The sequence below is a fragment of the Agrobacterium sp. LMR679 genome (assembly GCF_027157905.1).
GTDB lineage: Bacteria > Pseudomonadota > Alphaproteobacteria > Rhizobiales > Rhizobiaceae > Agrobacterium > Agrobacterium leguminum.
Genome location: NZ_JAPVOJ010000001.1, coordinates 966,748 through 983,001, shown reverse-complemented (window position 1 = coordinate 983,001; position 16,254 = coordinate 966,748). Strand labels below are relative to the sequence as shown.

Below are 16,254 nucleotides of genomic sequence, written 5' to 3'. Positions count from 1 at the left end.
CGCTGTGAATTTTTCATCCCGGCTGCTAAAATCGGACGTTATTCGGTCCGTGGCCGCCGAGATCGCGTGAGTTGAAATGTCAGTGAGCCGGAATAATGCCATTGTCGCCATCATAGGCGGTGGATTTAGCGGGGCAGCGATTGCCCTTCATCTCCATCGGGCCGCTGGGCCGTTCGAAAATGTGCGGATCGTCGTGTTCGAGCCGAGAGAGGCGTTGGGTGCGGGGCTTGCCTATTCCACGCCGGAGCCGGCCAACCGGATCAACGTACCGGCCGGCCGCATGACGCTTTATCCTGATGATCCGGATAATTTCCTCCATTATCTCGACACATCGAACGCCCTGGCGGGCGATGCAGCAGCGGTTTTGCCCGACGGGCAGGCCTATCCGCAACGCAGGGTCTTCGGCGCCTATGTCGCGGCCGAGATCGCGCCTTTGCTGGATGCGGGCATTGTTGAGCACAGGCGCAGCACGGTGGAACATGTGGCCCGCCATGCGGATGGCTGGGAGCTGCAAACCGCAGACGGCGATAGCCACTTCGCGGACATCGTGGTGGTTGCCACAAGCCATCCGCCGCCGGCGCTTCCGCAGGTGTTGAAACCGCTTGCCGGTCATCTGAAACTGGTGGCGGACTTGAATGCGGACGCCGCGCTGGAAAATATCGCCGCGGGTGACCGCATTCTGATCGTCGGCAATGGCTTGACCGCGGCTGATGCCTTTGCCGCGCTCCACCGGCGCGGCCATCATGCGCGGGTCGTTTCGCTGTCGCGCCGCGGCTTGCGGTCGCGTGGCCATCCGGCCTTGCCGCAGGAACCCTACGGCGATTTTATCGATCCGCCCTCCAGACGCGCATCGGAATTATTGCGGCGGATTCGAGAGGCTGTGCGAGTGTCGCAAGCGGGCGGTGCGAGCTGGCATGGCGTTCTGGACGCCGTTCGCCTGCAGGGACGCAACATATGGCGGAACCTTCCGCTGATCGAAAAGCGCAGGGTGGTGCGGTGGTTGCGGCCCTTCTGGGACGCGCACCGGTTCAGGATCGCGCCGCAGGTGGAGAAACTTCTGGATGAGGCCATAATTTCGGGCCAGCTACAGATCGTCGCCGGGTCGCTTGTGTCCGCAAAGGCTGGCGAAGACGGTTCGTTGCATGTCGATCTGCGGTTTCGTGGCAAAAGGGACGTCGCGCGGCTCGACGTCGATGCTATCGTCGTGACGACCGGTCCCGCCCATGGTGGAATTCTGAAATCGCAGGCTTTTCTTTCCGGTCTGGAGCAGGCGGGGCTTTTGACCTTTTGCCCGACGGGGCTGGGCATTCACTGCGACGAGCGATCCCGCGCCCTCGACAGCCGCGGCCAGGCCATTGAAACGCTGCTGATCGGCGGTCCGCTGGCGCGCGGAACCTTTGGTGAGCTGATGGGCCTGCCCCAGGTCACCGAGCACGCGATCTTCGTTGCCGGAGAAATCGCACGGAGCCTTGCGTCAGCGACGAGCAGCCCGGCGCCGGTCTGAACGCAAACTGACGCGGCGTTGATGAGCCGGCGAAATGACGGCTGCCATCAGGCGACGGCAGCTATCCCGGCCCGGTTATTTCCCTCTATTCGCAGGCTAAAGTCAGACGTCCAGATACGACAAAATGGTTGCAGCGACGTCAGACGCCTCCTGCGTTTCACTTGAAGCCTCCACTGATGTGCTGGTCGCGCTCTCCTGGGTTGAAGTCGTTTCATCGGTGGTTGAGATCAGGGAGGCGATATCCTGCACTGAGCTGTTGGTGGTCTTGGCGCTGTTTAGGGCCGTAACCTGCGCCGATGTCATGGCGGCGACCTGGCCTGGCGTGAAGGCTGCCGCCTGGGAGGCCGTCAGGGCAGCGAGCGTACTGGTGCCCAATCCCGAGATCGCGCTCGAACTCAGGCTGATGATCTGCTCGGTGGAAAATGCCGTCAGGTCGTCGCCGCCAAGCGCGGCTGCCTGCAGCGCGTTGAGGACGCTGACCTGTGACAGTGACAGCGCTCCGATTTGCGCGGACCCCATTGCCGCGACCTGACCGTAGCTCAGCGCAGCCACCTGGCCCGTCGTCAAAGCGGCGATCTCCTGAGAAGACAGGGAGGCCACGACGGTGGCGGACAGTCCCTTGATCGCCGTCGAACTGATGGCGGCGAGTTCCCCGGTCGAGAATGTATCCAGATCATCCGCCGTCAATCCCGCAAGTCCGGCCGAACTCAATGCGGCGATCTGGCTGGTGGAGAGTGCTTCGATCTGGTCCTTGCCGAGGGCATTGATCTGATCGCCGGTCAATCCGGCGACGCCAGCCGTGCTCAGGGCCGCAACCTCGGCGGTGGAAAGAGCGGCGATAAAGTCCGTGGACAGTCCCTTTATCGCGCTTGAACCGATAGCCGCGAGTTCCTCCGTCGAGAAGGTTTCCAGCATCTCCGCGGACAGGCCCTTGAGCGCATCCGAGTTCAGCGATGCTATCTGCCGGGTGGATAATGTCTGGACCTGTTCAATGCTCAACGCACCGGTCTGTGCGCTGCCAAGGCCTGCAATCGCCTTGGCGTCCAGAGCCGCTATCTGGCTGACGGAAAGGGAGGCGATGTCGGCCGTATTCAGGGCCGCAACCTGTTTGGAAGTGAGGGCGCTGATCTGCGCATTGGTCAGCGCGCTCACCTGACCGGTGCCGAGAGCCGCGATCTGATCCGTGGTCAGGCCCGGTATTGCCGCCGCGCCGAGCGCGGCGATCTGAGCGGTCGTCAACGAAGCGATGGTCGCTGTCGACAGGCCCGAGACCGCATTCGAACTGATGGCGGCCAGCTCGGCGGCAGTGAATGTATCGAGATCGCCGGCGCTGAGGGCCGCGATCTGTTTCGAACTGAGAGTGCCGATCTGACTGCCGGTCAGGGCCTCGACCTGACCGGTGTCGAGGGCCGTGATCTGATCGGTGGTCAGGCCCGCCGTGCCCGCCGTGCTGAGGGCGGCGATCTGGGCTGCCGAGAGCGAGGCGATACTCGCGACGCTCAGAGCCGCAACCTGCTTGGAGGTGAGGGCGGCGATCTGGGCGCTGGTGAGGGCATCCACCTGACCGGTGCCGAGGGCCGCGATCTGGGCGGTGGTCAGGCCGGGTACTGCGGCCGCGCCCAGGGCGGCGATCTGCGCCGTCGTCAGCGAAGCGATTGCCGCTGTCGACAGGCCCGAGATTGCACTCGAGCTGATGACAGCCAGCTCGGCGGCAGTGAATGTATCAAGGCCACCGGCGCTGAGGGCCGCAATTTGTTTTGCGCTGAGGACACCGATCTGAGCACTGGTGAAGGCCTCGACCTGTGCGGTGTTGAGAGCGGCGATCTGATCGGTGGTCAGGCCTGCTATGCCCGCCGTGCTGAGGGCGGCTATCTGGGTTGCCGAAAGCGAGGCGATGCTGGCCACGCTGAGGGCGGCAACCTGTCTGGAGGTGAGGGCGCCGACCTGGATACTGATCAGGGCGTCGACTTGATCGCTCGTCAGGACGGCGACCTGCCCGGTGTTCAGCCCTCCAACGCCAGCCGCACTCAAGGCTGCGACCTGGGCCGTGGTCAGCGACGCGATGGTCTCCGTTGACAAGCCCGGGATGGCATTTGAACTGATCGCGGCAATGTCCTTGGTCGAGAACGTTGCCATGTCGTCCGTACCCAAGACTGCAATCTGTTTCGAGCTGAGAGCACCGACCTGAGTATCGGTCAAAGCCTCGACCTGCGCGGTGTCGAGGGCCGCGATCTGGTCAGTGGTCAGGCCCGTTATGCCCGCCGTGCTGAGGGAGGCTATCTGGGCTGCTGAAAGCGAGGCGATGTCAGCCACGCTCAGGGCCGCAACCTGTTTGGAGTTGAGTGCCGCGATTTGGGTACTGGTCAGGGCGTCCACCTGATCGCCAGTGAGCGCTGCGACCTGCCCGGTGCTCAGCCCACTAACGCCAGCCGTACTCAGCGCTGCGATCTGCGCTGTCGTCAGCGACGCTATGGTTTGCGTTGACAAGCCCGGGATTGCATTCGAACTGAGGGCAGCAATGTCCTTGGTCGAGAACGTGGCCATATCCTCCGCGCTCAGGGCCGCTATCTGCGTCGAGCTGAGCGCCCCGACCTGGGCGCTGGTCAAGGCCTCGACCTGTGCGGTGCTCAGGGCGGCGATCTGCGCGGTGTTCAACGCACCGATGCTTTGCACGTTCAGGGCGGCAATCTGGGCTGTCGTCAGGGAGGCGATGGTCTCTGCCGACAATCCGGCGATCGCACTGGAACTGATCGCGGCGATATCCTTGGTCGAGAATGTCGCAATGTCGTCCGCGCTCAAGGCGGCGATCTGTTTCGAGCTGAGAGCGCCAACCTGGGCGGTGGTCAAGGCCTCGACCTGGGCGATACTCAGGGCGGCGATCTGCGCGGTGCTCAACGCACCGATGCTTTGTACATTCAGGGCGGCAATCTGGGCTGTCGTCAGGGACGCGAGGGTCTCTGCCGACAGTCCTGCGATTGCGCTGGAAGTGATTGCGGCGATGTCCTTGGTCGTGAATTTCGCCAGATCGTCCGTCCCCAGCTGCGAAATCTGTGTGGAGCCGAGATTGACGATTTGCGCGCTCGTTAAGGCTTCGACCTGGCTGGTGGTGAGGGTCGCCAGCTGCTGCGCGCTTAGTCCCGTAATGCCCGCAGCGCTCAGGGAGGCGATCTGGGCTGTTGAAAGAGCGGCTATGTCGTCCGTGCCGAGGGTGGCAATTTGTGCCGAGCTCAACCGCGCCATCTGCTTGGTCGACAGCTTGGAAACCTGGTCGGTGCTGAGGGCGGCGATCTGGCCGGTCGAAAGTCCCAGGATGCCGGAGGTGCTCATTGCCGCAAGCTGGGCCACGGAAAGCGATGCTATATTGTCCGTGCTCAATGCCGCAATCTGCCCCGAGCCGAAAGCCGCGATCTGGGCCGTGGTCAGGGCCGCGAACTGATCGATGCTGAGGGCCGCAATCTGATCGCTGGTCAGGCCCTTGATGCCCGATGTGCTCAACATGGCCGTTTGGCTGGTGGACAGGGCGGCCACATCGTTGCCCAGGGCGGCGACCTGAACCGAGCTCAACGCCTTGATCTGCGCGGTGGATAGAAGGCTGACCTGATTGCCGCTCAGGGCTTCGATCTGATCGGAAGTGAGGCCGGCAATGGCGCTGGTGGTGAGGGCGCCGATCTGAGCGGTGGTGAAGGCCGCGATAACATCGGTGTTCAAGCCCGACATGGCCTTATTCGTGATCGCTGCGATATCGGCGGTCGAGAATGTCGCCAGATCCTCGATGCTCAGGGCTGCGAGCTGCGCTGAACTCAGGGACTTCACCTGCGTCGGAGACAGGGCCTCGACCTGCTCGGTGCTCAAAGCCTCGATCTGATCGGCCGTAAGGCCGGCAATGGCGCTGGTGGTCATGGCGGCGATCTGGGCGGTGGAAAGCGCGGCGATTGCGTCAGCACTCAGGCCGGACACGGCTTTGCTCGTGATCGCCGCGATATCGGCGGTCGAGAATGTTGCTATGTCCTCCGCGCTCAGGGCCGCAAGCTGGATCGAGCTCAGCAACTTCACCTGTGCCGAGGATAGGGCCTCTACCTGCTGGGTGCTGAAGGCTTCGATCTGGTCGGCTATCAGGTTTGCGACCACGCCGGTGCTGAGGGCGGCAATCTGAGCGGTTGACAGGGCCTCGATCTGACCGGCGCTCAAGGCCTGAAATTGCGCTACGCCAAGGGCGTTCATCTGGGCCGTGGTCAATGCGGCGATCTGCTCTTTGGTAAGGGTGCTGATCGTCTCCGTACCCAGACGGGGCATGGCTTTGCCGGTGATCTCCGCTATATCGGCGGTTGAGAATGTCGCGATGTCCTCCGCGCTGAGAGCCACGAATTGTGCCGCGCTCAGCGACCTCACCTGTTCCGGCGACAGGGCTTCGACCTGGCTGGTGCTCAGGGCGGCGATGTGCGTCGTCTTGAGTGCGGCAATCTGCGCCGTCGTCAATGCGGCGATCTGGGCGGTGCTCAGGGTTTCGATCTGGTCGATCGTCAGACCGGCAATCGTGCTTGCGCTGAGGGCGGCGATCCGGTCCGGGCTAAACGCTGCGATTGCCTCGGTGCTGAGGCCCGGCATGGCCTTGACGGTAATCGCCGCGATGTCGGCGGTCGAGAATGTCGCTATATCGTCCGTGCCGAGGGCAGCGAGTTGCATAGAGCTCAGCACTTTGACCTGCGCCGGCGACAGGGCTTCGGCCTGTTCCGGGCTCAGGACCGCGATCTGGTCGGTCGTCAGGCTCGCAACGGCGCTCGTGCTCAGGGCCGCGATCTGCTCGGGGGTAAGCCCTGCGATCACCTCCGTGCTCAGACCCGGCATGGCTTTGCTCGTGAGCGCTGCGATATCGGCGGTTGAGAACGTCGCTATATCTTCCGCGCTCAGCGCGGCAATCTGCGTCGCATTGAGGGCGCGTACCTGAGATGAGGTCAAAGCCTCCGCCTGTTCCGTCGTCAGGGCATGGAGCTGGGTGGTGGTAAGCGCAGAAATCTGGCTCGAATTAAGGCTTTTGATGGCGTATTGATCGAGAATGTTGAGCTGATCCAGCGTCAGGCCAACGATGGCCCCCTGCGAAATGGCGCTCAACTGTTGTGAGTTGAGGACTTTGACATCCTCCACATCCAGTGCCGCGATCTGGGCCGACGAGAGCGCTTTGATCTGCGTTGTGGAAAGCGACGCCACGTCGTCGGTTGTCCAGGCTGCGACCGCCTCTGTCGAAAGATATCTGATCTGATTGACGTTCAGGGAAGAAATGATCGACGTCATGTCTGAAAAATCCTAAAGTCCAGGCCCAACAGGTGGATTTTCTGCTAAAGCCCCGGAAGGGGGTCGGTTACGCAGGTCCACCATTTTTCAAATGTTGAGTACGCAATCGGGCTTGCCTGAACCTGAAGTTGTTACGCTTCAGCCGCTGGAGCGTTAATTGCCTGCTTTGATGGAAGAGAACGGACAGGCCCGTCCCTCAGACGGGCGAATGCAGGAATGCCGGCATGGGAGCGCCCTCCGCTCGCCGGGCGAGATAGAGGCGGGCGGTGTCGAGCGCCTCGCGAATGGTCGCATCCATGTCGAGATAACGATAGGTCCCGAGCCGCCCCACAAAGGTTACCGACGCTTCCCGTTCGGCGCGCGCCACATATTCGGCGAGCTGTTCTTTGTCCTCGACCAGCCGGATAGGATAATAGGGAATGTCCTGCGGGCCGCATTCATGGGAGAACTCCCTGTAGCAGACGGAGCCGGCATGGTCTTCCCACGGAGAAAAGTGCTTGTGTTCGGTGATGCGGGTAAAGGGCACCGAAACGTCGCCATAGTTCATCACCGCGCAACCCTGGTAGTCGCCGTCATAGGTGAAGCGTTCGAAATTGAGCGTCCGGTACGCCAGACGGCCGAATTCAAAGTCGAAATAGCCGTCGAGCGGACCGGAATAGAAGACGTGTGCAGAGGCCGGCGCTTCGGCGCGCTGGAAATGTGTGCCAAGTTTGACGCTGATGTTCGGATGATCGAGGATGCGTTCGATCATGTCCGTATAGCCGGTTTCCGGCATGCCCTGATATTTGTGGAAGAAGTAGTTGTCGTCATAGTTGAAGCGCACGGGCAGGCGTTTCAGGATGGAGGCTGGCAGTTCTGTCGGCGAGCAGCCCCATTGTTTCTCGGTGTATCCCTTGAAGAAGGCTTCATAGAGATCGCGGCCGACGAAACGCAGCGCCTGCTCCTCGAAGGTCTGTGGATCGGTAATCGACTTGTCGGCCTTTTCCTCGATGAAGGCTCTGGCTTCATCGGGCCGGAAATTCTTGCCGAAGAACTGGTTGATCGTGTGCAGATTGACTGGCAGCGAATAGACGCGCTCGCCGCTCGTCGTTTTGACCCGGTTCTTGTAAGGCATGAATGTCTGAAAGCCGTTCACATAGTCCCAGACTTCCTTGTCGTCGGTATGGAAAATATGCGGACCGTAAACATGCACCATAACGCCGGTCTCACCGTCGCGTTCGGTGTGGCAATTGCCGGCAATGTGGTCGCGGGCATCGACGATATCGACCCTGTGGCCTGCCAGCGCCAGCTCCCGGCCGATGACCGCGCCGGAAAGTCCGGCGCCCACAATCACAATTCTTTCGTCCGCGAACATTGGTAATCAGTCCCGTTCATACGTCGCCCGGCGGGCGGTCGAGATTTGCATCGAAGAGGTGCCGCGCAGCGCATGCCCCGGCCGGCCGAGACTATCCCGTGCTCAGTTATCCGGTTTCCGCCAGAGGCGATTGTCATAGGGAATTGGCGAATAGTCGTGCCATTGAGAGAGCTTCTTGAGATAGCGATTGCGATAGCTCTGCTCGTCTTCGAACTCCACGTTCTCGAACACGGCTTCCGCGCCCAGCTCGTAATAAAGATCGAGATTGCTGAGATCCGGCACCGGCGTCTCGCCGCGTTCGCATTCGCCCTGCATTTGCCAGAACAGCTCTTCCAGACGGCGCGCCAGGGCGGGAATATCCCGCAATACGCTGGTATCCCGCTGCCGGGCGATCGATTCTCTGACCTCCAGAAGCTTCTTCCTGTCGCGTTCGAAACCGATGGCGCGGGCGACATAGTCTTCCGGCGAAGAGCAGATCATTTCCGGAACACCCGCTGCGGTGACGATGCTGCCGCAGAAGCGTGCCGCAAATGTCTTGCCGGACATGGTAAGGACGGGCAGGCCGGATGTTATGGCGTCCGCGGCCGTGGAGTGTGCGCCATAGGGGAACGTGTCCAGAAACAGATCGGCAACGCCGATACGGGCGATGTGCTGCGGGTTCGGAACCTTCGGCGCAAATACGAGCCGGTCAGGTGAGACGCCGCTTTTTTCTGCGATGGCCTGCAGGTGCTGATTGACGTCTTCATCGCCTGCCAGCAGCCACAACAGGCTGCCCGGCGTCTGCGACAGGATCGTCATCCATCGCGCAAAGCAGCTTTCGGTAATCTTCTGCATGCCGTTGAAGCTGGCATAGACGAACGCATCCTCCGGCAGCCCCACCTCGGCCCGGCTTGGCCGGGCGGCGATGGGCCGCTTGCGGTCGAGCGGCTGGTCGCAGGCGATGCGCAGGACCTTCTCGGAGTAATAGATGTCGTTCTCCGGCGGGATCATGTAACCGTCCGAAATCAGGTACTGATGGAACGGGCTTCCCATCGATCCGGGGTAACCGCAGAAACTGACGATGACCGGCGCGGGGCGATAGGCGAAAATCTTCGTGCGCGCGTCCTTGGTGTAGCCGTTCACGTCGATCAGAATATCGATTTCGTCGGAGATGATCTGCGATGCCGCAGCGGCATCGTCCAGGCCGTGGATATCCCGCCAGCAATGGACTGCTGCCTTGATCCGCTCCTGCGTGCTGTCGGTGTTGCGGACGTTACCGCAATAATAGGCGAAGACCTCAAGGCTGTCCCTGTCATGCAACTCCAGAACCTCGCAGAGAGCGAAGCCCACGGCATGATCGCGAAGATCCGACGAGAGGTAACCGACGCGCAGCCGCTCACCGGTTCCGGACTTCAGCTTCGGCGATCTGCGCGGAAAACGGCTGAGGTCCGGCCGCGTGCCGACCACCGTTTTGCTGTAGCGATATGCCTTGGCCAGCTGGAACATTGGATCGTCGGCGTAGCAGCTCAGTGTCAGCGAGGACATCGCATCGAGCATCTTGCGGGCAGGGACATGGCTGGAGGGTGCAAGCACCGGCCACTTGCACTGGCGCTGCCGCAACGACACCCAGTGCTGGCCTGCCTCCGGCAATTCCGGCCGCAGCTCGAACGCCTGCAGCAAGGCGGTTTCAGCATCCTCGAGCTTTCCGGCGCCTTCGAGAACGCGGCCGATGTTCTGCAGGGCCATGTGCCGATGGCCAATCGCTTCGGCGTCGAGGTGCTTCGTCGTTTCGGCATAATGCGACCATTGTTCCACGGCCTGGCCGATCAACCCGCTATCTTCGAGGACACGACCGAGATTGATGTAACCGGGAGCGAATTGCGGATTGGCCTTCAAACAGGCGCGGAAAGCTTGGACGGCGCCTGCACGGTCGCCAAGCTGGCTGAGCGCAACGGCATAGTTGAAATAGGCGAGATGAATGACGGGATTGTTGTCGTTGAACGCAACCCAGGTCTTGTAGAGTTCCGCAGCCGCGGCTCGCTGACCGGCGGCACTGAGCGCCTCGGTTACGCTCAGCAGATCCATGAGACTCATCCGCTGGTTCCGCGCAAGATCAAGGGCGCTGGGAGCGGCGGCGTCGTTTGAAGGTGAGACGGGATTGGCGGTCATGACATCCTGCGGCAAGCGACAAAGGGTCGAAGATAAGAACAGCCTGTTGATGGGCCGTCCTTAGCTATAGCAGGTAACTTGCCTGTGGCTGGATGTGTTTGAAGCGGGGTTGCTTGCCCGGATCAGCCTGTGGTGTGGCCGGACGAAGTTTCCTCCCGGTCAGGCGCCGGCTTCCGGGAGATTGATGCTGTCATGCCGCAGTAAGGATCACTCTCATGATCTAGCGATGAGAGTATTTCATCCTGTAGCTCGCCAGCGCGATCGACGGGTTGATCCGATAAACACTGTCGAAGTCTTCATCCGTGAAGTATTGATATGAATGTGCGACATATTCGCGGAAAAGACCGTGCAGGTCCTGCCGCATCTGCTTGGCCGCCCATTCCAGCAAACCCGCCTTGAAGACGATGAAGATCGGGTAATATTTTGCCCTGAAGATCGGATTGTCCAGGAAAAGCTTCTCGATGTCTTTCAGCGCCGCGAACATCTCAAGCCGGCGCTCGTCGAACGTGCTCGTATGCTGCTCCCGCCCGGGGACGAGACGGTGTGTTGTCAGGCTGCTGTTAATGGCCAGAAACCGTCCGGCATTCATATAGGCCGCCCAGTGCGGCAGGATATCTTCGTTGATCCGCGCCGTGGAGAAGCGCCAGTTCGTCCGGCGAATGAAAGAGGTCCGCAGTATCTTGTTCCATGGGTAATTGATCGTCACCAGGAATTGCGCGGTCGAGTCGAGGTCGATCATTGCACTGTCGCGGCTGCCGAGGACGCTGTCCCAGATATTCTTGTCGATAGGCGCCATTTCGCCGGCAGGGCCATCTGCCGTTCTCAGCACGCTATATCTGAATGCGGCGACATCGATATTCGTCTCATCCATCAAGGGCAGAACGGTATCGACAGCTCCGTCGTGCAGGAGGTCGTCAGCGTCGTGAAACAGGCAATATTCGCTGTCGATGGTCGCCAGCGCCCTGTTGCGGGCAACGCCCGGCCCGGTGTTCGTCTCGCTGCGCATCAGCCTTATATTGGCGTGCCGCGCGATGTATTGCTCGACGATGTCGCAGGTATTGTCGGTGGAGGCATCGTCGACGACGACGATATCCATCTCGGTTTCATTGCGCAGAACACTGTCGAGTGTCTCGCCGATAAGACTGGCCATGTTGTAGGCCGGGATGATGACGGATATTTTTGCCATGACAGATACTGAATGTCCTTCTGGGGCATTCTGCAATTAAAATGTTACGACGCGGCCTGAGCCGCGTCGTAGGTTTTGTCGGGTCGTTTAAGGCTTATACTGCCTTGTAGGCTTTGATGACCGCCTCGACCTGTGCATCGTTCATGACCTTCAGCTGCTGGGCCGAGAGCGCACCGGCCTGGCTGCTGCTGAGACCAGCGATGGCAGCGGTGGAAAGGCCTGCGATGGCATTGGCGCTGATGGCCTTGATCTCGTCGGTCGAGAAGAGGCCCAGTTCAGTGCTGTTCAGGGTCGCGACCTGCGCGGAGCTGAGGCCGGAGACCTGATCGGAGTTGAGGGCCTTGATCTGGTCGGTCGACAGGGCCGCGAACTGCGCCGAGGAGAGCGCTGCCGCCTGTGCTTTGCTGAGGGCGGCGACGTTGCCGGTGCTCAGCTTGGTGGCGTCGATGCCGGCGAGAGCCTTGGTGCTGATGGCCTTGATCTCATCGGTCGAGAAGGTGGCAAGGCTGTCGGAGGACAGAGCGTTAAGCTGCGTCGAAGACAGGCCGGCGATCTGCGTCTTGGTCAGAGCGGCGGCGTTTTCAGTGCCGAGACCGGCCAGGGTAAGACCGGAGATGGCGTTGGCGCTGATGGCCTTGATCTCATCGGTCGAGAACAGAGCCAGCTCGGCGCTGCTCAGGGTTGCAATCTGAGCGGAGCTGAGACCGGAGACCTGTTCGGAACCGAGGGCCTTGATCTGATCGGTCGACAGGGCTGCGAACTGTGCAGAGGAGAGCGCTGCCGCCTGTGCTTTGCTCAGGGCGGCGACGTTGCCGGTGCTCAGCTTGGTAACGTCGAGGCCGGCAAGCGCCTTGGTGCTGATGGCCTTGATCTCGTCGGTCGAGAAGGTGGCAAGGCTGTCGGAAGACAGAGCGTTCAGCTGCGTCGAAGACAGGCCGGCGATCTGCGTCTTGGTCAGCGCGGCAGCATTTTCAGTGCCGAGACCAGCCAGGGAAAGGCCGGCGACAGCATTGGCGCTGATGGCCTTGATTTCGTCGGTCGAGAACAGAGCCAGTTCGGCGCTGCTCAGGGTCGCGACCTGAGCGGAGCTGAGGCCGGAGACCTGCTCCGAGCCGAGGGCCTTGATCTGGTCGGTCGACAGCGCCGCGAACTGTGCCGAGGAGAGTGCCGTGATCTGCGTTTTGCTGAGGGCGGCGACGTTGCCGGTGCTCAGCTTGGTGACATCGAGGCCGGCAAGGGCCTTGGTGCTGATCGCCTTGATTTCATCGGTCGAGAAGGTGGCAAGGCTATCGGAAGTCAGGGCGTTGAGCTGTGCCGAAGACAGGCCGGCGATCTGAGTCTTGGTCAGTGCAGCGGCATTGTCGGTGCTGAGAGCAGCGAGCGCTGCTGCGGAAAGGCCGGCAACGGCGTTAGCGCTGATGGCCTTGATTTCATCGGTGGAGAACAGGGCCAGTTCACTGCTGCTGAGGGTCGCGACCTGCGCGGAGCTGAGGCCGGCGACCTGATCGGAGTTGAGAGCCTTGATCTGGTCGGTCGACAGGGCTGCGAACTGTGCCGAGGACAGTGCCGCTGCCTGTGTTCTGCTCAGGGCGGCGACGTTGCCGGTGCTCAGCTTGCTGGCGTCGAGGCCGGCAAGGGCTCTGGCGCTGATGGCCTTGATCTCGTCGGTCGAGAAGGTGGCAAGGCTATCGGAAGTCAGGGCGTTGAGCTGCGTCGAAGACAGACCGGCGATCTGCGTTTTTGTCAGCGCCGCAGCGTTTTCGGTGCTGAGAGCAGCGAGTGCAGCGGCGGAAAGGCCGGCAATGCCGTTAGCGCTGATGGCCTTGATTTCGTCGGTCGAGAAGAGTGCCAGCTCGCTGCTGCTGAGGGTCGCAACCTGAGCCGAGCTGAGGCCGGCGACCTGATCGGAGTTGAGGGCCTTGATCTGATCCGTCGACAGGGCTGCGAACTGTGCAGAGGAGAGCGCTGCCGCCTGCGCTCTGCTCAGGGCGGCAATGTTTCCGGTGCTCAGCTTGGTGACGTCGAGGCCGGCAAGCGCCTTGGTGCTGATGGCCTTGATCTCGTCGGTCGAGAAAGTGGCAAGGCTCTCGGAGGACAGGGCGTTCAGCTGTGTCGAAGACAGACCGGCGATCTGCGTCTTGGTCAGTGCAGCGGCGTTTTCAGTGCCGAGACCAGCCAGGGAAAGGCCGGCGACAGCATTGGCGCTGATCGCCTTGATTTCGTCGGTCGAGAACAGAGCCAGCTCGCTGCTGCTGAGGGTTGCGACCTGAGCGGAGCTGAGGCCGGCGACCTGATCGGAGTTGAGGGCCTTGATCTGGTCCGTCGACAGAGCTGCGAACTGTGCCGAGGAAAGCGCCGAAATCTGCGTTCTGCTCAGGGCGGCGACGTTACCGGTGCTCAGCTTGGTGACATCGAGGCCGGCGAGGAGCTTGGTGCTGATGGCCTTGATCTCGTCGGCGGAGAAGGTGGCAAGGCTGTCGGAAGACAGGGCGTTCAGCTGCGTCGAAGACAGGGCGGCGATCTGAGACTTTGTCAGGGCGGCGGCGTTTTCGGTGCTGAGAGCAGCGAGCGCGGCTGCGGACAGGCCGGCGATGGCGTTGGCGCTGATCGCCTTGATTTCGTCGGTCGAGAACAGCGCCAGTTCGCTGCTGTTCAGGGTTGCAACCTGTGCGGAGCTGAGACCGGCGACCTGAGCCGAGTTGAGAGCCTTGATCTGGTCGGTCGAGAGGGCGTCGATCTGGCTGGTATAAAGCGCCGTAACCTGAGACGCCGACAGGCCGCTGATCTGAGCGGAGCTCAGCTTTGCGATCTGGGTCAGAGTCAAGCCCTTGAAGGCGCTGACCGAAATGGCCCGAAGATCTTCAGAGCTGAAAAGAGCAAGGTTATCTGTGCTCAAAGAAGCGATCTGAGACGACGAGAGGGCCTTGATCTTGGTGCTGTCCAGCGCATTCACGTCTTCCGAGGTTAGGCTGGCGATCGTGGAAGTGGAAAGCTTGGAAATCTGCACAGCAGACAGTGAGGAGAGAATAGACGTCATGAACGTGTCCTTTACCGGATGGCGACTGGTCACGCCTATCTGCTGCCAGACACTGCCCGTGATGACAGCGGTCCGACATCCGCAAATAAAGCGAAATTGTGGAGAACATGGCTCATGTGAACCTGCGCTGGAAACGCATCATGCAATTCGAGCCGGAGAAGGGGGCCCGGATTTTCCACGCTAGCTTGTGCGAATGCCGCTTAATAATTTCCGTCGCTTAAGATTTTCGCGACGTGCGTGTCATATCAGGCCAACATTTAAAGCCTAGTTAATATTTGGAGGCGGTGCATTTTATTCTTGATGTTTGCGTATCTTAGAGTCTTATGGAGTATAAAATTACAAAGCTAACTATCGATTCGATCATCTTCCACTGCGGGCAATCAGACATGGCTGCTCTCGGATAAGTAGTATCCGTTTGGAGGGGCGAGAGCGCAAGGGTTTGACCGTTATTTTCGTCTAAAACTGTCCCGAGATTCTTGCCGGCAGCTGATCCGTCTATGTAACGGCTGCCAGAATCGAACAATGCTTTGCTTTGTCGCCTTTATTTCGGGTGCCGTGTAGTTGGTTTTTTTGAAGCGGAAGCTGTTATTTCCGGTTTCCGGGCTACGGTAATGCTTTGGACGGACAGGCGCGCGTCACGCGGCGAATTGGCGATGTGCCAATTGGGGGATTCCAGAAAATGGGTGTCCAAAGCGCGATGACCCGCCACGAATGACGGGCTGTTTTGGTCTGACGCGGTTGTCCTCGTCAGACTTCAATCCCCTGTATCAGGCATGATGGCGCAGGGCGTCGATGATCACCTTCATCGCCGGAGACATTTGACGCCTGCTGGGGTAATAGAGGTGATAACCGGTGAAGGGCGCGCTCCAATTGTCCAGAACCGCCTGCAATTTCCCTTCGGTTATGTGCGCCTCGACAAGATCTTCCGGAACATATGCAATCCCGTAGCCTTTCATCGCCGCGTCGATCTGGGAGATCGAGGAATTGAAGCTGAGTTGCCCGTCAACTCTGACCCGCAGTTCTCGCCCGTCCTTTTCAAACTCCCAGCTGTAAAATCCGCCCCAGGTGGCCTGACGCGTATTGATGCAGACATGGCCGACCAGATCCTGTGGTGTCGCAGGGATGCCGTGTCTGGCGAAGTAGTCCGGCGAAGCCACGGCCCGGAGACGCCAGTCCGGACCGATCCTGACGGCAATCATGTCCCTGTCGACGCTCTCGCCCAGTCGCACGCCGGCATCGAAGCGTTCCTCGACAATATTGCGCATGCCGTTGTCGCTATAGAGTTCGACATGGATATCAGGATAGTTGGTGAGCACGCGGCTCAGCTTTGGCCAGACGGTCGTTTGAAGGGCGTGATCGGACAGCGTCAGGCGCACGGTGCCTGAGGGTTTTTCGCGAAAGGCGACGAGGTCCGCCAGGTCCGCCTCGATGCCCTGAAATCGCGGAGCGATGGACAGAAACAGGCGCTCGCCGGCTTCCGTCGTGGCCACGCTGCGGGTCGTCCGCGTCAGCAGGCGCACGCCCAGCCGGGCTTCCAGCTGCTTGATGGTGTAGCTCAATGTCGACTGCGATGTTCCAAGCGTCGCCGCAGCCTTTGTGAAGCTCCGCTCCTTGGCAACCTCCATGAACCAGAGGAGATCCTTCATGTCCTCTCGCTGCATCAGAATCCCCTGATTAATATTGAATTTCGATAAGTCCATGCGGATTAGCACGGATTGTCCGTAAAGTCGTCCGGC

The 16,254-nt window shown here is 60.7% G+C and carries 7 protein-coding genes; 1 reads left to right on the top strand and 6 read right to left on the bottom strand.

The features are described from left to right. Positions 1–76: 76 nt before the first annotated feature. Positions 77–1,504 carry an FAD/NAD(P)-binding protein gene (locus O3W47_RS04565; protein WP_135398750.1) on the top strand — a complete coding sequence of 476 codons (1,428 nt, stop codon included), beginning with the start codon at positions 77–79 and terminating at the stop codon, positions 1,502–1,504. A 102-nt stretch (positions 1,505–1,606) separates the two neighbouring features. Here the strand turns inward: O3W47_RS04565 and O3W47_RS04560 are convergent, their stop codons facing one another. From O3W47_RS04560 to O3W47_RS04535, 6 genes are all read right to left on the bottom strand, one after another. Beyond that, the gene (locus O3W47_RS04560) at positions 1,607–6,793 is read right to left on the bottom strand and encodes a beta strand repeat-containing protein (RefSeq protein ID WP_269313098.1); all 5,187 of its coding nucleotides are present in this window, start codon (positions 6,791–6,793) and stop codon (positions 1,607–1,609) included. Positions 6,794–6,989: 196 nt separating this feature from the next. Further along, positions 6,990–8,147, bottom strand: coding sequence for a UDP-galactopyranose mutase (glf, locus tag O3W47_RS04555; protein ID WP_020811333.1), 1,158 nt, complete (start codon positions 8,145–8,147; stop codon positions 6,990–6,992). A 102-nt stretch (positions 8,148–8,249) separates the two neighbouring features. Beyond that, positions 8,250–10,295, bottom strand: coding sequence for an O-linked N-acetylglucosamine transferase, SPINDLY family protein (locus tag O3W47_RS04550; protein WP_442864606.1), 2,046 nt, complete (start codon positions 10,293–10,295; stop codon positions 8,250–8,252). A 220-nt stretch (positions 10,296–10,515) separates the two neighbouring features. Then, complete coding sequence (locus tag O3W47_RS04545; protein WP_127758116.1) at positions 10,516–11,481, bottom strand: glycosyltransferase; 966 nt, start codon at positions 11,479–11,481, stop codon at positions 10,516–10,518. Between the two features lie 94 nt (positions 11,482–11,575). Next, complete coding sequence (locus O3W47_RS04540; RefSeq protein ID WP_127758117.1) at positions 11,576–14,518, bottom strand: ice nucleation-like protein; 2,943 nt, start codon at positions 14,516–14,518, stop codon at positions 11,576–11,578. A 767-nt stretch (positions 14,519–15,285) separates the two neighbouring features. Beyond that, positions 15,286–16,179, bottom strand: coding sequence for a LysR family transcriptional regulator (locus tag O3W47_RS04535; RefSeq protein ID WP_120947705.1), 894 nt, complete (start codon positions 16,177–16,179; stop codon positions 15,286–15,288). Between the last annotated feature and the right edge of the window lie 75 nt (positions 16,180–16,254).